This window comes from Nitrospirillum guaranorum, from assembly GCF_034653275.1.
Classification (GTDB): domain Bacteria; phylum Pseudomonadota; class Alphaproteobacteria; order Azospirillales; family Azospirillaceae; genus Nitrospirillum.
This window is the reverse complement of record NZ_JAYEES010000001.1, coordinates 587122-610848: the sequence shown is the minus strand read 5'-3', so window position 1 is coordinate 610848 and position 23727 is coordinate 587122. Positions and strand designations below refer to the sequence as shown.

The 23727-nt window shown below is 67.9% G+C and carries 14 protein-coding genes and 1 pseudogene; 12 read left to right on the top strand and 3 right to left on the bottom strand.

Annotation, left to right across the window (positions count from 1 at the left end; translation table 11 throughout):
* Nucleotides 1-31: 31 nt before the first annotated feature.
* The gene (locus UAJ10_RS02390) at nt 32-1681 is read right to left on the bottom strand and encodes a lactate permease LctP family transporter (RefSeq protein WP_322913768.1); all 1650 of its coding nucleotides are present in this window, start codon (nt 1679-1681) and stop codon (nt 32-34) included.
* A 571-nt stretch (nt 1682-2252) separates the two neighbouring features.
* Here UAJ10_RS02390 and UAJ10_RS02385 point away from each other — a divergent pair.
* From UAJ10_RS02385 to UAJ10_RS02355, 7 genes are all read left to right on the top strand, one after another.
* Nucleotides 2253-3017 carry a (Fe-S)-binding protein gene (locus tag UAJ10_RS02385; protein ID WP_322914488.1) on the top strand — a complete coding sequence of 255 codons (765 nt, stop codon included), beginning with the start codon at nt 2253-2255 and terminating at the stop codon, nt 3015-3017.
* A complete protein-coding gene (locus UAJ10_RS02380; protein WP_322913767.1) occupies nt 3007-4488 on the top strand; it encodes a LutB/LldF family L-lactate oxidation iron-sulfur protein in 1482 nt (493 codons plus the stop codon). The genes UAJ10_RS02385 and UAJ10_RS02380 overlap by 11 nt, the downstream gene beginning before the upstream one ends.
* On the top strand, nt 4485-5135 hold the full coding sequence (locus UAJ10_RS02375; protein ID WP_322913766.1) for a LutC/YkgG family protein: 651 nt from the start codon (nt 4485-4487) through the stop codon (nt 5133-5135). The genes UAJ10_RS02380 and UAJ10_RS02375 overlap by 4 nt, the downstream gene beginning before the upstream one ends.
* 6 nt (nt 5136-5141) lie before the next feature.
* Complete coding sequence (locus UAJ10_RS02370) at nt 5142-7982, top strand: FAD-binding and (Fe-S)-binding domain-containing protein (RefSeq protein ID WP_322913765.1); 2841 nt, start codon at nt 5142-5144, stop codon at nt 7980-7982.
* 161 nt (nt 7983-8143) lie between these two features.
* Nucleotides 8144-10351 carry a malate synthase G gene (locus tag UAJ10_RS02365; RefSeq protein WP_322913764.1) on the top strand — a complete coding sequence of 736 codons (2208 nt, stop codon included), beginning with the start codon at nt 8144-8146 and terminating at the stop codon, nt 10349-10351.
* Between the two features lie 267 nt (nt 10352-10618).
* The gene (locus UAJ10_RS02360; protein WP_322913763.1) at nt 10619-12313 is read left to right on the top strand and encodes an AIPR family protein; all 1695 of its coding nucleotides are present in this window, start codon (nt 10619-10621) and stop codon (nt 12311-12313) included.
* Between the two features lie 297 nt (nt 12314-12610).
* Entirely contained in the window at nt 12611-13252 is a 642-nt protein-coding gene (locus UAJ10_RS02355) for a GNAT family N-acetyltransferase (protein ID WP_322913762.1), read from the top strand.
* 3 nt (nt 13253-13255) lie between these two features.
* On the opposite strand, the gene UAJ10_RS02350 is transcribed toward UAJ10_RS02355, so the two are convergent.
* The gene (locus UAJ10_RS02350; RefSeq protein WP_322913761.1) at nt 13256-13564 is read right to left on the bottom strand and encodes a hypothetical protein; all 309 of its coding nucleotides are present in this window, start codon (nt 13562-13564) and stop codon (nt 13256-13258) included.
* Nucleotides 13565-13980: 416 nt separating this feature from the next.
* Here UAJ10_RS02350 and UAJ10_RS02345 point away from each other — a divergent pair, with 416 nt between their 5' ends.
* The 5 genes from UAJ10_RS02345 to UAJ10_RS02325 are packed head-to-tail and all read left to right on the top strand — an operon-like array spanning nt 13981 to nt 22640.
* Nucleotides 13981-16191: a TonB-dependent receptor gene (locus UAJ10_RS02345; RefSeq protein WP_322913760.1), complete on the top strand. Its 2211-nt coding sequence runs from the start codon at nt 13981-13983 to the stop codon at nt 16189-16191.
* Nucleotides 16192-16220: 29 nt separating this feature from the next.
* On the top strand, nt 16221-17618 hold the full coding sequence (locus tag UAJ10_RS02340) for a tetratricopeptide repeat protein (protein ID WP_322913759.1): 1398 nt from the start codon (nt 16221-16223) through the stop codon (nt 17616-17618).
* A gap of 4 nt (nt 17619-17622) precedes the next feature.
* Nucleotides 17623-20190, top strand: a complete 2568-nt coding sequence (locus UAJ10_RS02335; RefSeq protein WP_322913758.1) for an ABC transporter substrate-binding protein — start codon at nt 17623-17625, stop codon at nt 20188-20190.
* Nucleotides 20187-21035 carry an ABC transporter permease gene (locus UAJ10_RS02330; RefSeq protein WP_322913757.1) on the top strand — a complete coding sequence of 283 codons (849 nt, stop codon included), beginning with the start codon at nt 20187-20189 and terminating at the stop codon, nt 21033-21035. The genes UAJ10_RS02335 and UAJ10_RS02330 overlap by 4 nt, the downstream gene beginning before the upstream one ends.
* A gap of 3 nt (nt 21036-21038) precedes the next feature.
* Nucleotides 21039-22640, top strand: coding sequence for an ABC transporter ATP-binding protein (locus UAJ10_RS02325; protein WP_322913756.1), 1602 nt, complete (start codon nt 21039-21041; stop codon nt 22638-22640).
* 25 nt (nt 22641-22665) lie between these two features.
* Here UAJ10_RS02325 and UAJ10_RS02320 read toward each other — a convergent pair.
* Nucleotides 22666-23679, bottom strand: a pseudogene (locus UAJ10_RS02320) (P1 family peptidase); the annotation flags it as partial.
* Nucleotides 23680-23727 lie beyond the last annotated feature (48 nt).

Sequence of the window (23727 nt, the reverse complement as noted above, 5' to 3'; positions counted from 1 at the left end):
AAAGGGAATAGGGACTGAACGGGATACCGACTTACTGCGGGATCATGCCGGTGAAGACATAGGCCTGCAGCAGGGTGATGACGCCGACGATGCAGACGAAGAAGAGGCTATGCTTCAGCGTGAAGCGCAGCAGGTTGGACTCGCTGCCCACCAGGCCCACGGCGGCGCAGGCCACCGCGATGCTCTGCGGGGAGATCATCTTGCCGGTGACGCCGCCGCTGCTGTTGGCGGCCACCAGCAGAAGGTCGGAGACGCCCAGCTGTTGCCCCGTCGTGGCCTGCAACGCGCCGAACAGGGCGTTGCTTGATGTGTCCGACCCGGTGAGGAACACGCCCAGCCAGCCCAGGATGGGGGAGAAGAAGGGGAAGCCCTTGCCCGCCTCCGCCAAGGTCAGCGCCAGGGTGGAGGATAGGCCGGAATAGTTGGCGATGTAGGCGAAGGCCAGCACGGCGCCGATGGTGTACATGGGCCATTTCAGCTCCACCAGCGTCTCCCCGAACGTGGCCAGCGCCTTGCCCGGGCCATAGCGCAGCACCACCATGCTGAGGATGGCGGAGATGAGGATGGCGGTGCCGGTCGCGGCCAGCAGGTCCAGCTTGTACTGCGCGGCGTAGGGGGTGGCGGCCTTGACGATGGGGGCCACCTTGGTCACGGCGTTGTGCAGGCTGGGCACGTCGAAGAGGAACACCGTGTCCACCAGGGCGCCGCCCTTCGCGAACAGGGCCTTGAAGGGCTTCAGGCTCCAGATCGTCACGATGACGGTGAGGATGAGGAAGGGCGACCACGCCTTCAGCACCTGGCCGCCGGTGTAGGCCCGGGCCTCCCGCTCCGCCGCCAGCGGCTGGTCCTTGAAGCGGAAGATGCTCTTGGGCTTCCAGAACTTCAGGAACACCGTCAGGCACAGCAGGCTGATGAGGGCGGAGATGATGTCCGGCAGTTCGGCCCCGATGTAGTTGGAGGTGAAGTACTGGCTGACGGCGAAGCTGACCCCCGTCACCAGGATGGCGGGCCACGTCTCCTTCACGCCCTTGGCCCCGTCCATGATGAAGACCAGCCAGAAGGGCACGAACACCGACAGGGCCGGCAGCTGCCGCCCGGTCATGGCCGCCACCTTGTAGACGTCCAGCCCCGAGACCTGGGCGCCGACGATGACGGGCGTGCCCATGGCGCCGAAGGCCACGGGGGCGGTGTTGGCGATAAGGCACAGGCCGGCGGCGTAGAGCGGGTTGAAGCCCAGGCCGGCCAGGATGGCGGCGGTGATGGCCACCGGCGCGCCGAAGCCGGCCGCGCCCTCCAGGAAGGCGCCGAAGGCGAAGCCCACCATCAGCATCTGCAGGCGCTGATCCTCGGTGATGGAGATGACGCTGGCGCGGATGATGTCGAACTGCCCCGTCTTCACCGTGATCTTGTAGAGGAAGACGGCGGCCACGATGATCCAGGCGATGGGCCACAGGCCGTAGAAGAAGCCGTAGACCACGGCGGCGATGGCCGAGGACGCCGGCATGCCATAGGCCGCGATGGCGATGATCAGAGCGATCAGCACGGTCAACGTGCCGGCGACGTAGCCCTTCAGCCGCAGCACGGCCAGCGCCACGAAAAAGAAAACGATGGGCAGCACCGCGACCAGCGCGGACACCACCATGTTCCCAAACGGGTCATAGACCTGGACCCAAGGCTGCATGGCCTTCCCCCCTATTTTGTTGTCATGTCGAAACCAGGCGGAACGCGTAAGGCGGCGCGGGGTCGGGGATGCCGCCGGTGCCCGCCGGCGTTTGTCGTTCCTCCCCACGCGCCGGTATCGGTCAGGCGCGCTGATTCAGGCGTCCCGGGTGGGCGTCCCGGGGGGCGTCCCAGGCAGGTGCCCCGGGTATCGCCCGGGTTGGTGTCTCCTTGGTCAAATTACTGTACCATGGACATAATGATGGATAACCCGCGCGCCGGGCGGGCGCAAACGGAAAAGAGGCCCCTAATCCAAGGTCTTGGTTAACCCGGTTACGTTTCGGCCGATCCGCCTAGGGGACAAGGCCGGCCGAGGCCTTGGGGATTAAGCCGCTGAATAATTTGGTCTTCCGCCACACCGCGAAGGATGGGCCCGAGATGGCCCACTCTTGGTAAAATGATTTGACCAAGATTGCCCGTTGGTAAAATATGCCGCCGACAATTTCCCCAGCGCACAGGCCGGAACGCCGCCCGCGCCCCGGGGGCAGCATCCTGGGAGGGACGGGCTTTTGACCACCACGAACCTGGCCGCAATGCATACCGGCGCCGCCACCCCGGCGGCCCGGCCGGACACGGTCTATTTCTTCGGCACCTGCCTGGTGGACATGCTGTACCCGGAGGCGGGGCTGGCCGGCATGGACCTGCTGCGCCACGCCGGCGTGCGCGTGGTGTTCCCGGAGGGGCAGAGCTGCTGCGGCCAGCCGGCGCGCAATTCCGGCTACTTTGAAGAGGCGCGCGAGGTGGCGCGGGCGCAGTTGGACGCCTTCCCCGGCGACATCCCCATCGTGGTGCCCTCAGGCTCCTGCGCCGGCATGATGAAGACCCACTACCCCCACCTGTTCGAGGGCGACCCCGACCAGCCGCGCGCCATCGCCTTCGCCGCCCGCGTGCATGAACTGACCGCCTTCCTGGTCAACGTGCTGGGCGTCAAACTGGAGGACAAGGGGGAGCCGGTGACCGTGACCTGGCACCCGTCCTGCCATTCGATGCGCGAGATGGGCGTGGTGGAGGAACCCAAGGCTCTGCTGCGCCAACTGGCCAACGTCACCCTGGTGGAAAACAAGCGGGAGCGGGAGTGCTGCGGCTTCGGCGGCACCTTCGCCGTGCGCCAGACGGCGGTGTCCACCGCCATGGTGTCGGACAAGCTGGCCAGCGTGCGGGAGACGGGCGCCGGCACCCTGCTGTCGGGCGACTGCGGCTGCCTGATGAACATCGGCGGCCATGCGGAGAAGGTGGGCGACGGCACCCGCTGCCGCCACATCGCCGAATTCCTGATGGAGCGGTGCCATGCTCAGTGAGAAGGGGGCGCCTGATGGAGAGAACCACGGCCCCCGCTTCGCGGAACGCGCGCCCGACGCGCTGAACAACCCGCAGCTGCGCCGCAACTTCCGCCGGGCCATGGACGGCCTGATGGCCAAGCGCGCCGCCCAGTTCCCCGACCCTGCCTATTGGGCGGAACTGCGGGAGCGGGGGGCCGCCGTGAAGGCCCGCGCCCTGGCCAAGCTGCCGGAACTGCTGGAACGCCTTGAGGCCAAGCTGACCGCCAACGGCGTCCAGGTGCATTGGGCCGAGACGACGGAGGAGGCCAACGCCATCGTCCTGGGCATCCTGCAACGGGCCGGCGCCCGCACCGTCATCAAGGGCAAGTCCATGGTGTCGGAGGAGATGCACCTGAACGCCCACCTGGAGCGGCACGGTATCGAGGCGGTGGAATCCGACCTGGGCGAATACATCATCCAGTTGGCGGGGGAGACGCCGTCCCACATCGTCATGCCTTGCATCCACAAGAACAAGGATGAGATTTCGGACCTGTTCGCCGAGAAGATCCCCGGCCTGGAACGCACCGGCGACGTGGATGAGCTGACCGCCGCCGCCCGCCGCGTCTTGCGCGAACGCTTCGCCAATGCCGACGCCGGCATCTCCGGCGTCAATTTCGCGGTGGCGGAGACGGGCACCCTGGTGCTGATCGAGAATGAGGGCAACGGCCGCCTGTCCACCACCCTGCCGCCCCTGCACATCGCTGTTACCGGCATCGAGAAGGTGGTGGAGTTCCTGGACGACATCCCGCCCCTGCTGGCCCTGCTGCCGCGGTCGGCCACCGGGCAGCCCATCACCACCTATGTCAACATGATCAGCGGCCCCCGAAAGGTGGGCGAGAAGGACGGCCCCACGGCGGTGCACCTGGTGCTGCTGGACGCGGGGCGCAGCCGCGTCTACCAGGATGTGGAGCTGGCGGACACGCTGCGCTGCATCCGCTGCGCCGCCTGCATGAACCATTGCCCCGTCTACACCCGCGTGGGCGGCCACACCTACAACGCCATCTACCCCGGCCCCATCGGCAAGATCCTGACGCCGCAGTTGCAGGGCCTGGACGCCGCCGGCGACCAGCCGCACGCCTCCACCCTGTGCAACGCCTGCGCGGAGGTCTGCCCGGTCAAGATCCCCATCCCCGACCTGCTGGTGCGCCTGCGCCGCGAGGCGGTGCGGCCGACCGAGACGCCGGCCACGCACCTGCCCGTGGTCAAGGATGGCGGGGCGGAGCGGTCGTGGAATGAGGCCCTGGTTTGGGCCGGCTGGCGCCTGGTCTACACCCGGCCGCTGCTGTACCGCATGGTCACCCGCGCCCTGGCCTGGGGCGGCAACTGGGTGCCGGCCGGCGCCCCGCTGATGCGCGACTGGACCAAGGCGCGGGCCAAGCCCCGCTTCAAGCCCCGCACCCTGCATGATCTGGCGCGCGAGCGTGGATACCTGAACGAGGTGCCGAAGTGAGCGCGCGCGCCAACATCCTGGGCCACCTGAAGGCCGCCCCCGCCCGTCCTGGCCCCGACCTGCCGCCCTGGACGCCGCCCACCTACGCCGACAAGCTGGCCCGCTTCCGCCAGATGGCGGAGGCCAACCACGCCGAGATCCACGACGTGACGGCCGAGACCTGGCCGGAACGGCTGGCCACCCTGCTGAACAACCGGGGTGTGGGCCGCCTGATGGTCGCCCCCGGCACGCCGCGCGGCGACACCCTGCTGCGCGCGGCGGCCCAGGGCGTGGCCCTGCCCACCCTGGTGCCCTATGACCGCGCGGTGGAAGACCTCAAGGACACGCTGGTGCACCAGGTGGACGCCGGCCTGACCGGCACGCGCGGCGCCATCGCCGAGACGGGCACCCTGATCCTGTGGCCCACGGCGGAGGAGCCGCGCCTGCTGTCGTTGCTGCCACCCCTGCACATCGCCGTGCTGGAGGAGGACACGCTGCACGACACGCTGGCGGCGGTGGTGCGGGACCAGCGCTGGGCGGCGGGCATGCCCACCAATGCCCTGTTGATTTCCGGCCCGTCCAAGACATCCGATATCGAGCAGACGCTGGCCTATGGCGTCCATGGGCCCAAGGAACTGATCATCCTGCTGATCAAGAAGGGGGAGTGAGCGGCCATGCCGGACACCACGCTGAACGCCGCGCCCCTCCGCGATTACGACGCCCTGCGCGCCGAGCTGGCCGGCGTGGTGCCCCCCGACCGCCTGATCACCGACCCGCTGCGCCGCCTGGCCTATGGCACGGACGCCAGCTTCTACCGCCTGATCCCGAAGCTGGTGGCGCGGGTGGACAATGAGGCGGAGGTGAGCCAGGTGCTGGCCGCCTGCCGCCGGCACAACACGCCCGTCACCTTCCGCGCCGCCGGCACCTCCCTCTCCGGCCAGGCCATCACCGACAGCCTGCTGATGGTGCTGGGCGACGGCTGGCACCGCTCCGTCATCAATGACGACGGCAGCGTCATCAAGGTGCAGCCCGGCATCATCGGGGCGGAGGTCAACCGCCGCCTGGCGCCCTATGGCCGCAAGATCGGGCCGGACCCGGCCTCCATCGAGAGCTGCAAGATCGGCGGCATCGCCGCCAACAATTCCTCGGGCATGTGCTGCGGCACGCACGAGAACACCTACAAGACCATGCTGTCGCTGCGCTTCATGCTGGCCGACGGCACCCTGGTCGACACCGGCGACGCCGCCAGCGTGGCCGCCTTCCGCGTCAGCCATGCCGACCTGCTGGCCCAGCTGGACGCCATGGGCCGGCGGGTGCGGGATGACGAGGCGCTGGCCAACCGCATCCGGCGCAAGTTCGCCATCAAGAACACCACCGGCTACAGCCTGAACGCCCTGGTGGATTACCACGACCCGGTGGACATCCTGGCCCACCTGCTGATCGGGTCGGAAGGCACGCTGGGCTTCATCGCGGAGGTGACCTACCGCACCGTGCCGGAACTGGCGGACAAGGCCAGCGCCCTGCTGCTGTTCCCCGACATCGTGGAGGCCGGGCGCGCCGCCTGCCTGCTGAACGGCGGGCCGGTGGCGGCGGTGGAGCTGATGGACCGTGCCAGCCTGCGCAGCGCCAAGGGGCAGCCCGGACTGCCGCCCGAGATCGACAGCATGGGGGAGGACGTGGCCTCCCTGCTGGTGGAAACGCGCGCCGTGAGCCCGGAGGCCTTGCGCCAGAACATCGCCGTCATCGGCGACCTGCTGGCCGGGGTCACCCTGCTGCGGCCCCCGGCCTTCACCACCGACGCGGCCGAGTACACCAAGCTGTGGAAGATCCGCAAAGGGTTGATCCCCACCATCGGCGCCATGCGCCAGACCGGCACCAGCGTCATCATCGAGGACGTGGCCTTCCGCATTGAGGACCTGGCCGACGCCTGCCACGACATGCGGGCGCTGTTCGACAAGCACGGCTATCCCGACGCCATCCTCATGGGCCACGCCCTGGCCGGCAACCTGCACTTCGTCTTCGCCCAGGATTTCAGCACCGAGGCGGAGATCGAGCGCCACGCCCGCTTTATGGACGAGATGGTCCACATCGTGGTGGAGAAGTACGATGGCTCGCTGAAGGCGGAGCACGGCACCGGCCGCAACATGGCCCCCTTCGTCGAGCTGGAATGGGGCCAGGCGGCCACGGCGCTGATGTGGGAGATCAAGCGTCTGCTGGACCCGGCCAACCTGCTGAACCCCGGCGTGCTGCTGAACACCAACCCGCGCCTGCACCTGGAGAACCTGAAGCCCCTGCCCCCGGCGCACACTCTGGTCGACACCTGCATGGAGTGCGGCTTCTGCGAGAAGATGTGCCCCTCGCACGGCATGACGCTCAGCCCCCGCCAGCGCATCACCGGCCTGCGCGAGATCGCGCGCCTGACCGCCCTGGGTGATCCGGCGACGGAACTGAAGGATCTCTACGACTACCACGCCATCGACACCTGTGCCGCCTGCGGCCTGTGCGCCACCGCCTGCCCCGTGGGCATCGAGACCGGGCAGCTGACCAAGGCCCTGCGCGGCCGGCGCCACGGGCCGAGGGCGCGCACCGTGGCCGGCCTGTTGGCCCGCCACTACGGCACCGTGCTGGCCGCCACGCGCGGCGCCCTGAGTCTGGCAGCCTTCGCCGCCCAGGCCATCGGCCCGAGGAAGGTGGCCAGTCTGGCCGCCTACGCCCGCACCCTGTCCGGCGACCGCCTGCCCCACGCCGGCCCCAACCTGCCGGAGGGGGCCAGCATGGCCTGGCTGAAGGACCTGCCCCCGGCCAGCGCCACCGGGGAACCGGTGGTCTACCTGGCCGCCTGCGCCGGCCGCACCTTCGGCCCGGCGGTGGAGGATGGGGAGGCCGATCCCCTGCCCGCCGTCACCCTGCGCGTGCTGGAGCGGGCGGGCTTCCGCGCCATCGTGCCCGACAACCTGCCCAACCTGTGCTGCGGCCTGGCCTTCGAGTCCGAGGGCATGAAAGAGGCGGCGGATGCCAAGGCGGCGGAGATGGAGGCGGCGCTGAAGGCCGCCAGCGACAATGGCCGCATCCCCATCGTCATGGACGCCAGCGCCTGCACCCAGCGCCTGAAGACCTGGTTGGCCGGCCGCCTGCCGGTGAAGGATCTGGTGGAGTTCCTGGCGCAGGACGCCCTGCCCCGCCTGACGCCCACGCCGCAGGCGGAGCCGGTGCTGCTGCACCTGAACTGTGCCGCCCGCAAGATGGGCATCGACCCGCAGGCGGCCACGGTGGCCCGGGCCTGCGCCACCACCGTGGTGGTGCCCGACCGGGTGGGCTGCTGCGGTTTCGCCGGTGACAAGGGGTTCGTCGAGCCGGAGCTGAACGATCACGCCCTGCGTTTCCTGGCGCCCCAGGTGCCGGCGGGGTGCGAGGCGGGGTATTCCAGCAACCGCACCTGTGAGATCGGCCTGGCCGACCATGCCGGCGTGCCCTATCGCCATCTGGTCTACCTGGTCGACAGGGCCACGCGCTGACGGGCTCCCAATGGAACTAGGCACGCCCGAGACCTTCCGCACCGTTGACGGCGCCGCCGCCGGCCCCTACCCATATCGGGCGTCGAAAAACAGTGCGTCATAAACCCGCGATGGCCGGCCAAGGCCACGCATGAGCGATGAGAATCTAGGGGAGAAGGACAATGACGGCACGGGTTACGGCCGGGCATCTTCAGGTGGCGCAGGAACTGTTCGACTTTGTCGAGAACGAGGTCCTGCCCGGCACCGGATTGTCGGTGGAGGCCTTCTGGCAGGGCGTGGACACGCTGGCGCATGAGCTGACGCCGCTGAACCGCGACCTGCTGGCCAAGCGCGACGCCCTGCAACAGCAGATCGACGACTGGCACCGGGGCCAGAAGGGCCGGCCCTTCGACGGCGCCGCCTACCGCGCCTTCCTCTCCGCCATCGGCTACATCCAGCCGGAGGGGCCGGACTTCAGCGTCAGCACCGCCAATGTGGATGCGGAGATCGCCACCATCGCCGGCCCGCAGCTGGTGGTGCCGGTGATGAACGCCCGCTATGCCCTGAACGCCGCCAACGCCCGCTGGGGCAGCCTGTACGACGCGCTCTACGGCACCGACGCCCTGCCCGAGGATGACGGGGCGGAGCGGGGCCGCGGCTACAACCCCATCCGCGGCGCCAAGGTCATCGCCTTCGGCCGCACCTTCCTGGACCAGTCCTTCCCCCTGGCCGACGGCTCGCACCGCGACGCCACCGGCTACGCCATCGTGGACGGCGCCCTGGCGGTGACGCTGGACGGGGGCGCCCAGGGCGAACGGACCACCGGCCTGGCCGACCCCAGCCGCCTGGGCGGCTGGCAGGGCGACGCCGCCGCCCCCACGGTGATCCTGCTGTGCCGCCACGGCCTGCATGCCGAGATCCACATCGACGCCACCCACCGCATCGGGCGCGAGGACAAGGCCCACGTGGCCGACATCGTGCTTGAGTCCGCCATCACCGCCATCATGGATTGCGAGGATTCGGTGGCCGCCGTGGATGCCGCCGACAAGGTGCTGGCCTACCGCAACTGGCTGGGCCTGATGAACGGCACCCTGACCGCCCAGTTCGAGAAGGGCGGCCAGACGGTGGACCGCCACCTGAACCCGGACCGCGTCTACACCGCCCCCGGCGGCAAGACCCTGACCCTGCCGGGCCGCAGCCTGATGCTGGTGCGCAACGTCGGCCACCTGATGACCTCGGACGCCGTGCTACTGGCCGACGGGAGCAACATCCCCGAGGGCATCCTGGACGCCGTCATGACCGGCACCATCGCCCTGCACGACCTGCGGCGCGAGGGCGTGGGCGACACCCCGGCCGTGCGCAACAGCCGCGCCGGCAGCGTCTACATCGTGAAGCCCAAGATGCATGGGCCGGAGGAGGTGGCGTTCGCCAACCGCCTGTTCGGCGCGGTGGAACAGCTGCTGGGCCTGGCGCCCAACACCCTGAAGATGGGCATCATGGATGAGGAGCGGCGCACCACCGTCAACCTCAAGGAATGCATCCGCGCCGCCCAGCACCGGGTGGTGTTCATCAACACCGGCTTCCTGGACCGCACCGGCGACGAGATCCACACCTCGATGGAGGCCGGCCCCATGGTGCGCAAGAACGACATCAAGGGCACCGCCTGGATCAAGGCCTATGAGGACTGGAACGTCGACACCGGCCTGGCCTGCGGCCTGAAGGGCCGGGCGCAGATCGGCAAGGGCATGTGGGCCATGCCGGACCGCATGGCGGACATGCTGGCCACCAAGATCGCCCACCCCCAGGCCGGCGCCAACACCGCCTGGGTCCCGTCCCCCACCGCCGCCACGCTGCACGCCCTGCACTACCACACCGTGGACGTGGCCGCCCGCCAGGCCGTGCTGGCCGGCCACCGCCGCGCCAAGCTGGAGGACATCCTGACGCCGCCGCTGGCAAACGGCGCCAATTGGTCGGAGGATGAAATCCAGCAGGAACTGGACAACAACGCCCAGGGCATCCTGGGCTATGTCGTCCGCTGGGTGGACCAGGGCGTGGGCTGTTCCAAGGTGCCGGACATCAACAACATCGGCCTGATGGAAGACCGCGCCACCCTGCGCATCAGCAGCCAGCACATCGCCAACTGGCTGCACCACGGCATCTGCACCAAGGAGCAGGTGCGGGCAACCCTGGAGCGCATGGCCGCCGTGGTCGACCAGCAGAACGCCGGCGACCCCGCCTACACCCCCATGGCCCCCCACTACGCCCAGAGCATCGCCTTCCAGGCCGCCTGCGATCTGGTGTTCGACGGCGTGCGCCAACCGAATGGATACACCGAGCCGGTGCTCCACCGCCGCCGGGCGGAGGCGAAGGCGCGGCAGGCGGGGGCGTAAGCGCGAGGGTTGGGTTTAGATTGAGGGTTGAGAAGGGGCGGGGCCGTGAGGTTCCGCCCCTTTTTATATCAAGGCACTAGTTTTGCTGGAACGCTAGCTTCCATATCTTAAGCGCCCACAGCGGTTGGATGAAACAACCACAGCATTAAAAATATATTTTTACAACTTCAACGCGTTGTGGTGTTATCCTTTTAAGGTAGCCAATTAATAAATTAGACTCCTTTAATGGCAAAATAACAGAGTTATTGAAGCTCCGGAGGGAACGGCATGCACAGAATTGTCAAGGCACACTTGGACAGTTATGTCCGGGACAACGGGCTTGAAGCTGAAGATGAATCTTCTCAGTTTGAGAAATTTGTCACGCATGCTGTGGTATCCTCTCGTTTCTCAGGTTCATATGAGATCGATGATCTCGTTACGGGTGAGGCGGATGATGGGATTGATGGCATAGCGGTAGTCATAGACGAAGAGATTATTATCTCCGCAGAGGACGCAAATTCAATTTTTGCAACACAAAAAAGAAACCATGATGTAGATATAATTTTTACACAAGCAAAACGCACGGAAGGGTTTGACCTTGGCGATTTTCTGAAATTCAAAGAAGCAATACTTAGATTTATTACTCAAAATCCATATACTAGCCAGGATGCCGTGCTTCAAGATACCAGATCTATTTTTGAAGTCGTTCTGCGCGAGGTTCCAAAGATCCGGAACGGAAAACCCTCGCTAACAGCTAGATTTGTAACCACCGGAATCTACCAGAAGCCGGCAGCACTGGAAACTGCATTGAGGGATTTTTCAGACCAACTTGCAGAACTTGGCCTTTTTGCAGAAGCAGATATTAAATTTGTCGGTCGAGATGAACTAACGACCCTTTGGGTTGGCACGTATTCTGGAATTGATGCAAGTCTTGAATTGTATAGTAATGCCCCTCTTCCAAAAATTGCCGGTATAGATGAAGCATATTTAGCCGTCGTAAAAGCAAGTGATTTCGTGGAAAATCTTTTGCTTTCCAGCGACGGCAATCTCAGAACTCAAGTATTTGAGGAAAACGTCAGATCGTTTCTTGGTCTCGAAAATCCCGTTAATGCATCTATTTGCGCGACTATTCGCGCCGGAGAGGGAGCTAGTCGCTTTCCTGTTTTGAATAACGGCATCACTATCGCCAGCCCCGATGTTCGACTACAAGGAAATACTTTACATTTAAAGAATTTTCAGATCGTTAATGGGTGCCAGACTTCAAACGTCCTGTTTGAAAGTCGACATCATCTAGGCGGCATTATGGTAAACGTCAAAGTAGTAGAGACAAATAACGAAGATGTCTTCTCGGAGCTTGTTCGAGCCACTAATAGCCAAACAAAAGTTGAGGACAATCAGTTCTTTTCTTTGAGGCCGGTGACAAAAAGAATCGAACAATATTTCAATTCTTTTAGCTCAGAAGGAAAAATTTATTTTGAGCGCCGAGACAGGCAATACGTCGGCCAAGGCATTCCAGCGCTCCGCATTTTCTCTTTGCAGAATGCCGCAAAATGCGTTGCCGCGATGTTCCTTAACAGACCGGAGTTATCTCTACGTTATCCGAAAACAATGTATGATGAACTTGGTGATATTCTATTTGCAGAAAATACGAAAGAGGTTGTTTTTTATGCGGCCTGCCTTGCTTATTATCGCCTATCTCTGTTAATATCCAATAGTACAATTCCTCAAAATATGAAGCGCTTCAAATGGCATATGCTGGCGCTTGTTCGAGCATCTATTTCTGGAAAGGACGCAATTAATATTTCCTCGCGAGCTGCGGAGAAATCATCAGAGGAAATAATTAGGATTATGGCTCAGCACGGGCCTGCGGCAACTGACCTATTCTCAAAAATAGTTGATATTTGCCGAGCACTCGGAGAAGTATCGCCCGACAGGTTGAAGCGGCAGTTGATTTTACAAGAGATGCTTGGCCAAATCCCATGATAGATTGTAATTCTATGCCATTCCCGTAAAGTCAACATCCGAAACGGCACCTTAGTTCGACTATAAGAGGACCGTCAAATATTAGGAAACACCGCAAGGTTAGGTCGATGTTTGTGCGAGATGAGGCAAGTTATTTCCCAGCCTTGGATCAAACCTGCCCGCTCACTCACGGCTCATATCTAACGTTCAACGCTGTGGTACAGCCCCCCCAAACCTTGTCCCCCAGACAATCCCGCCCTTGCCCCGCCCGCCCGGCGCTCGTATCGAACCAGGAGCCCCTGTCCACGGAGAGCCCCCATGGCCGAGATCGACACCAGCCCCATGACCGTCAGCCCCGTCACCCTGACGGGGGCCGTGGTGCGGCTGGAGCCGTTGAGCCAGGACCATCTGCCGGGGCTGATCGCGGTGGGGTTGGACCCGGTGCTGTGGCGCTGGGTGCCGACGCAGGTGACGACGCCCGATGAAATGCGGGCCTATGTCCACACGGCGCTGGAGGAGCGGGACCGGCATGTCAGCCTGCCCTTCGCCATCGTGCACAAGGCCAGCGGCCAGGTCATCGGCAGCACGCGCTATGGCAATATCGACCGCGCCAACCGGCGGGTGGAGATCGGGTGGACCTGGGTGGCGCGGTCGCACCAGCGCACCGGCGCCAACACCGATGCCAAGCGCCTGCTGCTGACCCACGCCTTCGAGGTCTTGGGCGTCCACCGGGTGGAGTTGAAGACCGACGCGCTGAACCAGCAGTCCCGCGCCGCCATCGCCCGCATCGGCGCCACGCAGGAAGGCATCTTCCGGTCCCACGTCGTGGTGCCGGCCCGCGTGGGGCCGGAGGGCGAGGCCCTGCCCGCCCGGCTGCGCGACAGCGTCTATTTCTCCGTCATCGCCGCCGAATGGCCGCAGGTGAAGGAACGGCTGGCCGCCCTGGCGCGGCGGGACTGACCGTCAACCGCCGCCGCGTAGCTTCCTCAACTGGTCAGGCGCGACCCAGATCATGAAGGAGGCAATGAAGATCATCAGCGCGTAGAGAGTGGAGGACGACATCAGGTCCACCTGCCTCGCCTCTTCCATGCTCAGGCAGACAGGCGTCTTCTTAATCTCAACGATCCGGTATTGGTCGCCATGAAGCTGGCAAAGGCCGGGGTCTTTGCGATCGATGGTGCCGAGCTGATGGTTGGAAAGCGGGATCAGCACGATAACAGCCAATACAGAGACCTGCGCGACGGCCTTCGCCACCCTGACAATCACCCGCATCACGACCGAGCCCCCTTCGTCCGAGGAACAAGCGCCGCGATCTTCATGTCGCCCGCCCCCACGCATCATAAATGCCGCCACCCTTCCCGCAAAGCCGCCACCGCCCTATCGCGCCTGCGAACGCCGCCGGTCTGCAACCGATGCCAGGCTTGCGCGCCCGGCCCGTCCGGCCTTAAGGCTGTGACGGGGCGCATTGCCGTGAGCAGGTGCGGCATGACAGATATGCACCGACTATCCCCGTAATCATCGCCCGCCGGTAATTTACGCAATTGACCGGAGCGTTATTCCCCGTGCTAACTGTCGTTAGTGTGCTATTAATATTTTGCACAGCCATTGAACAGTACAATCCGGCGGCCGGCATCATCCGGTGAACAAGCCCAGCCAAGGGCCACGCCGGGGACCGATGGGGGCTGAGGATGAAGGGATCACGCATTAAAGCCTTGAAGGGCTGTGTGGCGGCCGGTGTCCTACTGTTGAGCGGCGGCGCCGTGGCGCAGGAGCAGGACGGCGGCGGCATTCCGGACATCATCGTCACCGCCCAGCGGCGCGAGCAGTCGGTGCAGGACGTGGGCCTGTCCGTCTCCGTCCTGTCGGCGGGCGACCTGGCCGCCCACCATGTCACCTCGGTCAACGATCTGCAGAACGTGACCCCGGGGCTGGAGGTCACCAACGCCTTCGGCGGCGGGCAGCCGCAGTTCCGCATCCGGGGCGTGGGCTTCAACGACTATGCCTCGAACAACACGCCCACCGTGGGCGTCTATGTCGATGAGGTCGCCTACCCCCTGCCCATCATGACCCAGGGCCTGGTCTATGACGTGGACCGGGTGGAGGTGCTGCGCGGGCCGCAGGGCGTGCTGTACGGCCGCAACACCACCGGCGGCGCCATCAACATCCTGACCGCCAACCCCACCGACACGGCCAGCGCCGGCATCACCGCCGACTATGGCAGCTATGACGCCGCCAAGGTGGAGGCCTATGTCTCCGGCCCCGTCAGCGACACGGTGAAGGTGCGCCTGTCGGCCATGACGCAGCAGGGCGGCGCCTGGCAGACCAACCGCGTGACGGGCCAAGACCTGGGCAACGCCAACCGCACCGCCGTGCGCGCCAAGATCGCCTGGACGGCCACGCCGGACACGGACGTGAAGCTGAACCTGCATTACGGCCGCGACCTGTCGGACGGCACCGGCGGCTATGACTTCAACCCCACCGTCCAGCCGGGCGTGGGCACCCTGCCGGCCGACACCGACCCGTCCAAGACGGGCTGGGGCCTGTCGCCCGCCTTCGCCAAGGTCATCGGCGCCGACCCGAACGCCAAGCCCTTCCGCGACAACACCAGCGGCGGCGCCGACCTGACGGTGCTGCACCACTTCGAGGACGTGACGCTGACCAGCATCACGGCGTGGGAGGCGCTGAACCGCAAGGAGTTCGACGACTGGGACGCCACCGCCTACCGCGACGCGGATGAGTATTTCAACAGCCGCGCCCAGGACGTGTCGCAAGAGGTGCGTCTGGCCTCCAGCGGGCCGGGGCGGTTGCAATGGGTGGGCGGGCTTTATTACTCGCACGAGACATTGCGCGAGGCCTTCCTGTCGGACTTCACCGACATCTACGGCTTCATCGCCAACACCCGCTATGCCCAGACGGCGGAGTCCATCAGCGGCTTCGGCCAGGTCGACTATGCCGCCACCGACCGGCTGAAGCTGATCCTGGGCCTGCGGGAGGAGCATGAGGACCGCACGCTGCGCACCTTCCGCACCATCACCATCCCCGACACCGGCATCGGCGTGGCGGCCGACAGCGTGCCCACCGGCTTCACCCAGACCACGGGCAAGGCGGGGGTGGAGTTCAAACTGGACGACGCGGCGCTGCTGTACGCCAACGTCAGCCGGGGGGTGAAGTCCGGCGGCTTCACCGCCTACAACACCCTGGCGCTGGGCGGCCTGGCCCCCTTCCGGCCGGAGGTGCTGTGGGCCTATGAGGCGGGGGTGAAGTCCGACCTGTTCGGCCACACCCTGCGCCTGAACGCCTCGGCCTATTACTACGACTATCATAACCAGCAGGTGCAGTCGGTCATCATCGACCCGGTGTTCGCCGCCATCGGCAAGATCGTGAACGCCCCCCGGTCGGAGATTTACGGCGGCGAGCTGGAGGCCGAATGGGCGCCCCGCGCCGGCCTGCTGATCACCCAGGCGCTGGGCCTGTCGCATGGCGAGTTCACGGAATTCAACGCCGTGGACACCAGCGCCTCACTGGCCACCTGCTATCCCTGCCGGCCCATCACCACCAACCAGGCGGGGGAGGATCTGGGCTTCCCCCGCGTCACCTACAACGGCGGCGTCAGCTATGACTGGGCCCTGCCCGGCCACACGCTGAAGACGGAGGCCGACTACAGCTATCGCGGCAGCGAACGCTCGCTGCTGGGCAGCCGCTACAACGTCGCGGGCTATTGGCTGGTCAACGCCGCCGTGACCCTGACGCCGGACCAGGGGCCGTGGACGGCCACGGTCTATGGCCAGAACATCCTCGACAAGCGCTACGACCTGCTGCGCAACTTCTTCACCAACGCCGATATCGCCATCCCCGGCCGGCCGGCGACCTGGGGCATCCGCCTGGGGTACCAGTACTAAGCGCCCGCAACAGCCAGGCCGAGAGCGTCATGGACGAAGACTTCCTGGGCAACCCCATCACCACGGACGGCGACCACAGCGCCGGGCTGATCGACGATTTCGTCGGCGGCCTGCTGGCCTATGAGACGCGGGCCGTGAACCTGCTGGCGGTGGCGGACGCGGCGGTGGACCTGCCCCTGGTGCAAACCTACGCCGGCATGCTGTGGATGTTCCTGGAATCCACCGACGGCCCCGGCCGCGCCGCCCCCTATGTCGGCCGCGCCCTGGCCGCCGCCCGCCACGGCACGCGGCGGGAGCGGCTGAACGCCGCGATGCTGGAGGCCTGGTGGCGGGACGACATCCCCGCCGCCCTGGCCCTGGGCGACCAGATCGCGGAGGAGTTTCCCCGCGACCTGGTGGCGGTGAAGGTCCACCAGTACCTGAACTTCAACCGGGGCCAGTCGCCGGACATGGTGCGCATCGCGCTCAAGGTGCTGCCCCGCGCCGGCGACGTCGCCTATCTGCATGGCATGCTGGCCTTCGGCTATGAGCAGTGCCACCTGCTGGACGAGGCGGAGGCGGCGGCCCGCCGCGCCATCACCCTGAAGCGCAAGGAGCCCTGGGCCCATCACGCCCTGGCCCATGTCATGCTGACGCGGGGCGAGATCGACCAGGGGGCCGCCTTCCTGCGCGGCGTGCACGACAGCTGGACCGACCTCAACTCCTTCATGTCCACGCACCTGTGGTGGCACTACGCCCTGTTCCTGCTGAGCCAGGGGCGGGCGGCGGAGGCGCTGGCCACCTACGACGCCCGGGTCTGGGGCGTGGACAAGGGCTATTCCCAGGACCAGGCGGGGGCGGTGCAGCTGCTGAGCCGGCTGGAACTGGCGGGCGTGGACGTGGGCGACCGCTGGACCGACCTGGCCGGTCATCTGGCCGCCCGCGCCACCGACACGGCCCAGCCCTTCCTGGCGCTGCTGTACCTGATGGGCCTGACGCGCGCGGGCCGGGCGGAGGCCGACACCCTGCTGGACGCCATCCGGGCGCAGGCGGGCCGCGCGCCGGACCACAGCCGGGAGACATGGGATGATGTCGCCGTGCCGGCGGCCGAGGGGCTGGTGGCCTATCACCGGGGCGACTGGCGCGCGGCGGTGCGCCGCCTGGGCCCCGTGCTGCCCCGCCTGATGGAGATCGGCGGCAGCCACGCCCAGCGCGACCTGTTCGAGCAGGTGGTGCTGGATGCCTATCTCAAGGACCGGCGCTGGGCGCCGGCGCAACAGATGCTGGAGCTGCGCCGGGCCTTTGACCCCGGCGGCGTGCCCCTGAACCGCGCCCTAGCCCAGGTCTATGACGCGCTGGGCCTGCCCAGCCTGGCGCGCCAGGCGGCGGCGCGCGCCCAGGCCACGGCGGAGGCGCACCGCCATGACCCCAGCCTCTTGGTGCGCTAGACCAATGGCTTGGACGACCTTCCTCACACGCCTGGTTAAATCGGCAGTTGTACTGGCGGCCCTGGCCGTGGCGCCCCTGGCCGCCGCGCGCGACAGCCTGACCCTGGGCCTGCAGCTGGAGCCGCCGGGCCTGGACCCGACGGCGGAGGCCTCGGCCGCCATCCCCGCCGTGGTCTTCCCCACGGTGTTCGAGGGGCTGGTGCACCTGGGCGTCGGCGGCACGGTACAGCCCCTGCTGGCCACCGACTGGACGGTGGCGCCGGACGGCCTGACCTACACCTTCCACCTGCGGGCGGGCGTGCGCTTCCAGGACGGAACTGGTTTCGATGCTGAAACGGTCAAGTTCTCGCTTGAGCGCGCCATCGCGCCGGGCAGCACCAACCCGCAGAAGGTGGCGCTGTCGCACATCGACCATGTCGACGTCATCGACCCGCTGACGGCGGCCATCCGCCTGAAGGCGCCCTATGGCAGCCTGATGCAGGTGCTGGGCTGGCCGGCGGCCGTCATGGTGTCCCCCGCCAGCGCCGCCGGCAACGTCACCCACCCGGTGGGCACCGGCCCCTACACCGTGGCCGACTGGCAACGGGGCAACGCCGTCACCCTGGCGCGCAACCCGGCCTATTGGGGGGCGGCCCCCCACCTGGCCAGCGTCACCTACCGCTTCATCGCCGACCCGGCGGCGGCCACGGCGGCACTGAAGGCCGGCGACATCCAGGGCTTCCCCGCCTTCCCGGCGCCGGAGGCCATCGCCGCGCTGAAGGCCGACCCCCGCTACACCGTCGACGTCGCCCCGTCGGAGGGGGAAACGCTGCTGGCCCTGAACAACCGGCGCCCGCCCTTCGACAATGTGCTGGTGCGCCGGGCCCTGTCGCACGCCATCGACCGCCAGGCCATCATCCAGGGCGCCATGTTCGGCTATGGCGACCCCATCGGCAGCCACTATCCGCCGCAGAACGCCGGCTATGTCGACCTGACCGGCCTCTACCCCCACGACCTGGCCAAGGCCAAGGCCCTGCTGGCGCAGGCCGGCTATCCGCACGGCTTCACCGCCACCCTGCGCGTACTGCCCCTGCCCTATGCCAAGCGCGCCGCGGAGATCATCGCCGCCCAGCTGGGCGAGGCCGGGGTGCATGTGGTGCTGCAGGACGTGGAATGGGCCACTTGGATTTCCCAGGTCTATGGCGGCCATGACTTCGACATGACCATCGTCGCCCATGTCGAGCCCATGGATTACGACATCTACGGCCGTGACGATTACTATTTCGGCTATCGCAACCCGGCCTACAAGGCGCTGCTGGCCCAGTTGGACGCCACGGTGGACCCGGCGCGGCGCCTGGCCCTGCTGGGCGACATCCAGCGCACCCTGGCCGACGACGCCGTCAACGTCTTCCTGTTCGAATACCCCTATTTCGGGGTGTGGGACGCACGCCTGCGCGACATCTGGCTGCCCACGCCGGTGCAGCTGGTGGACCTGGCCACGGCGCGCTTCGACGAGGCGGGCGGAAGCAGCGGCACCGGTGGCGGCCTGTCCGGCGCCGGGGGGCTGGCCTGGCTGCTGGGCTTGGTCGTGCTGGGCGCCGTGGCCCCGGCCGCCGCCAAGGCGGGCCCGCGCTATGTCGCCGGCCGGCTGGCCGTGCTGCTGCTGACCCTGCTGGCCGCCAGCCTGGCCATCTTCCTGGTGTTGCAGGTCATCCCCGGCGATCCCGCCCGGGTGATGATGGGCCTGAGCGCCGACCCGGCCGCCCTGGCCGTGCTGCGCCACCAGATGGGCCTGGACGTGCCGGCGCCGCAGCGCTACCTGGCCTGGCTGGCCGGCCTGCTGCGGGGCGATTTCGGCCTCAGCTACACCTACCGCGTCGATGTCGGCCGGCTGATGGCGGAACGGCTGGCCGTGACCCTGCCCCTGACGCTGTACGCCGTGCTGCTGTCCACCCTGCTGGCCTTCACCCTGGGCACCCTGGCGGCGCTGGGCGCCGTGCGCGGGCGGCGGGGCGGCGTGGTGGATGCCGTGCTGAACGGCGTGGCGCAGCTGCTGATCGCCGTGCCCAACTTCTGGGCCGGCACCGTGCTGGCCCTGGTCTTCGCCGCCGGCCTGCACTGGTTCGCCGCCGGCGGCTTCCCCGGCTGGGGCGGTGGCCTGCTGCCGGCATGCAAGGCCCTGACCCTGCCGGCCATCGCCCTGGCGGCCCCACAGGCCGGCATCCTGGCGCGGGTGTTGCGCGGCGAGCTGGTGGAGCAGATGGGGCAGGACTATATCCGCACCGCCCGCGCCAAGGGCCTGAGCCTGGCCCAGGCCCTGCTGCGCCACGCCCTGCCCAACGCCCTGGTACCGGCGCTGACCATCCTGGGCATGCAGTTCTCCTTCCTGCTGGCCGGGGGCATCATCATCGAGAACGTGTTCTTCCTGCCCGGACTGGGCCGCCTGGTGTTCCAGGCCGTGGCCCAGCGCGACCTGATCGTGGTGCAGGGCGTCACCGTCGGCCTGGTGTTCGCCGTGGTGGTGGTCACCTTCCTGGTCGATCTGGCCAACGCCGCGGTGGATCCGCGCCTGACACGGGGACGGCGTCCATGACCGTCATGATCACGCTGGAGGCGGCGTCCGACGGCGGTCGCCATTCCAGGGCCCTGGCCGCCGGCCTGGCGCTGACCGGCCTAGTGGTGGTGGCGGCGCTGCTGTCGCTGGTCTGGACGCCCTACGACCCGACGGCCATCAATGTCGCCGGGCGGCTGGCGGCACCGTCCGACGCCCATTGGTTCGGCACCGACGCCTATGGCCGCGACGTCTTTTCCCACGTGCTGGCGGGCGCGCGCAGCGCCCTGGGCGTGGCCCTGACCGCCGTGGGCGTGGGCGCGGGATTCGGCATGCCCCTGGGCCTGCTGGCGGCGGGCCGGCGCGGCTGGGTGGAGGAGGTGGCGATGCGCGGCAGCGACGTGGTCTTCGCCTTCCCCGCCCTGATCACCGCCGTGTTGATCGCGGCCCTGTGCGGCCCGGGGGCGGTGGACGCCATCGCCGCCATCGGCCTATTCAACATCCCCGTCTTCGCCAAGGTGGCGCGGGGGGCGGCCCTGGGCGTCTGGGCGCGGGACTACACCTTGGCCGCCCGCCTGGCCGGGAAGGGCGGCGGCCGCATCTCAGCGGAGCACGTGCTGCCCAACATCGCCGGCCTGCTGCTGGTCCAGGCCACCATCCAGCTGTCGCTGGGCATCATCGCCGACGCCGGCCTGTCCTTCGTCGGCCTGGGCACCCAGGCGCCGCAGCCCAGCTGGGGCCGCATGCTCGCGGACAGCCAGACCCTGGCAGGCCAGGCGCCCTGGCTGGTGCTGTTCCCCGGCCTGGCCGTGGTGGCCGCCGTGCTGGGCTTCAACCTGCTGGGCGAGGGCCTGCGCGGCCGCCTGAACCCCAAGCGGGAGGGGTGAGCCATGGCGCTGCTGGACATCCGCGACGTCAGCCTGGCCATCGACGGCCGCACCATCCTGGATGCCGTGTCGCTGACGGTGGACCCGGGGCGGATCGTGGCCCTGGTGGGAGCGTCGGGCTCCGGCAAGTCCATGACCGCCCTGTCGGTGCTGGGCCTGACACCCGCCGGCGCCCGCACCCGGGGCAGCATCCGCCTGGACGGGCGGGAGCTGACCACCCTGACCGAGCGGCAGATGAACGCCGTGCGCGGCCGCGACGTGGGCCTGGTGTTCCAGGAACCGATGACGGCGCTGAACCCCGTACTGTCCATCGGCACCCAGGTGGCGGAGACGGTACGGGTGCACGGCATGGCCAGCCGGGCCGAGGCGGCGCGCATCGCCGACACCATGCTGACTCGTGTGGGCCTGCCCGCCGATCGCTTCCCCCGCGGCCGGCGCCCGCATGAACTGTCCGGCGGCCAGCGCCAGCGGGTGGCCATCGCGGCGGCCATCGCGCTGAAGCCCAAGTTGCTGATCGCGGATGAACCCACCACCGCCCTGGACGTGACCACCCAGGCCCGCATCCTGGACCTGCTGGTGGATCTGGTGCGGCAGGACGGCCTGGGCCTGCTGCTGATCAGCCACGACCTGGCCCTGGTGTCGCGCGTGGCCGACCGCGTGGTGGTGCTGCATGAGGGCGCGGTGGTGGAGGCGGGCCCCCCCGCGACCGTCTTCACAGCACCAGCGCATCCCTACACCCGCCGCCTGCTGGCGGCCACGCAGCCGGCGCGGCAGCGGCCGGACGTCCCGCCGCCACCCGCGCAGCCGCCCCTTTTGGTCGCCGAGGGCATCGTGCGCGACTACCCCCTGCCCCGTGCCGGCTGGTGGTCCAAGCCGGCGCACCTGCGCGCCGTGGACCAGGTCAGCCTGGCCGTGCACCGGGGCGAAAGCGTGGGCATCGTGGGCGAGTCCGGGTCGGGCAAGTCCACGCTGTTGCGCACCCTGCTGGCGGCGGACGCGCCGCAGGCGGGCGCTGTACGCCTGCTGGACCAGCCCTGGTTGGCGGCCGGTGAAGCCGCCCGCCGCCGCCTGCGCCGCCACGTCCAGATGGTGTACCAGGACCCGGTGGGCAGCTTCGACCCCCGCTGGCGGGTGGAGCGGGTGGTGGCCGAGCCCCTGGCCCTGCTGGACGCGCCGCTTACGCCCGCGCTGCGGCGGGCGCGGGTGGAGGAACTGCTGACCCAGGTGGGCTTGGCGCCGGCGGATGCCGACCGTTACCCACACGAATTCTCCGGCGGTCAGCGCCAGCGCATCGCCATCGCCCGCGCCCTGGCGGTACAGCCCGACCTGATCGCCCTGGATGAGGCGACATCGGCCCTGGACGTGCTGACTCGCGCCCAGATCCTGGACCTGCTGGCCGACCTGTCGCGGCACCTAGGCCTGGCCTATCTGGTGGTGTCGCACGACCTGGCGGTGGTGCGGGCCCTGACCGACCGGCTGCTGGTCATGCGCGACGGCCGCATCGTCGAGGAAGGGCCGACCCTGCAGGTGCTGAGCCAACCCCGGCATCCCTATACCGCCAGCCTGCTGGCGGCCACGCCCACCCTGGCCGCTCACGTCGCCTGATGGCCGTCCTCCCCCCTTGACCGTCCCCCGCATGATACACCGCGCGGGCGATGGCGCGGGCCAGGCAGTCGGCGGCGGCGGAGCCGATGCGCGCCACCTGGGCCCAGCGGCTGCCGACGTCCGCCGACAGGGCCGGTCCCCGCGCCACGGCGAACACGGTGTCGCCGTCGAAGGGCGTGTGGGCCGGGCGCGCCGCGCGGGCGATGCCGTCCTGCGCCATCATCGCCACCCGCTTGCATTCCGCCGTGCTGAGGTCGGCGGAGGCGGCCACCACGGCGATGGTGGTGTTGGCGCCCGCCGTGGGCTGGCGGTGCACGCCCAGCCGCGACAGGTCCGGCACCGGATCGCTGGCGTCCATGGGGCCCTGGGGCGTCCGGCCGCCGAACTCGCCATCGATCTCGAAGGGCCAGGCCCAATAGGTGCGGCCATCGGGCATGAAGACCGAGCCCAGGGGGTTGGCCGCCACCAGGGCGCCCACCACCAGGCCGTCGCCCAGGTCGATGGAGGCGGTACCGACGCCGCCGGGGACCAGCCCGGCCATGGCGCCACGCCCGGCGCCCAGGGCGCCCTGGGGCACGTCCAGGCCGGCGGCCTCCACCGCGCGCATCCCCAGGTCACGGTAGGGCGGCGCCAGGCCCCAGTCCTTGTCGCCGCCATTGGCCAGGTCATAGAGCACGGCGGCCGGCACCAGGGGCACGGCGGGCGTGCCGGGCCGCAGGGTCAGGCCCATCCCGCGCCGCGACAGCACGGCCGCCACCCCATCCGCCGCCGCCAGCCCGAAAACGGACCCGCCGGCCAGGACCACGGCATGGGCGCGGCCCACCAGATTCTCCGCCGCCAGCATCTCGGTCTCGCGCGTGCCGGGGCCGCCACCGCGCACGTCCACGCCACCGGCCCAGCCGGCGGCCCCCTTGGCCCCGCCGCACAGCAGTATGGTGACGCCGCTGCGCACCCGCTCATCCGTGGCGTGGCCCACCGTCAGGCCGGGGACGTCGGTGATGGCGTTGCGCAATCCGGGACGCGGTCCGGTGGCGGGCATGATACGGTTTTCCAACGGCTTGATTCATGGTTCGGAGACGGCCGATCC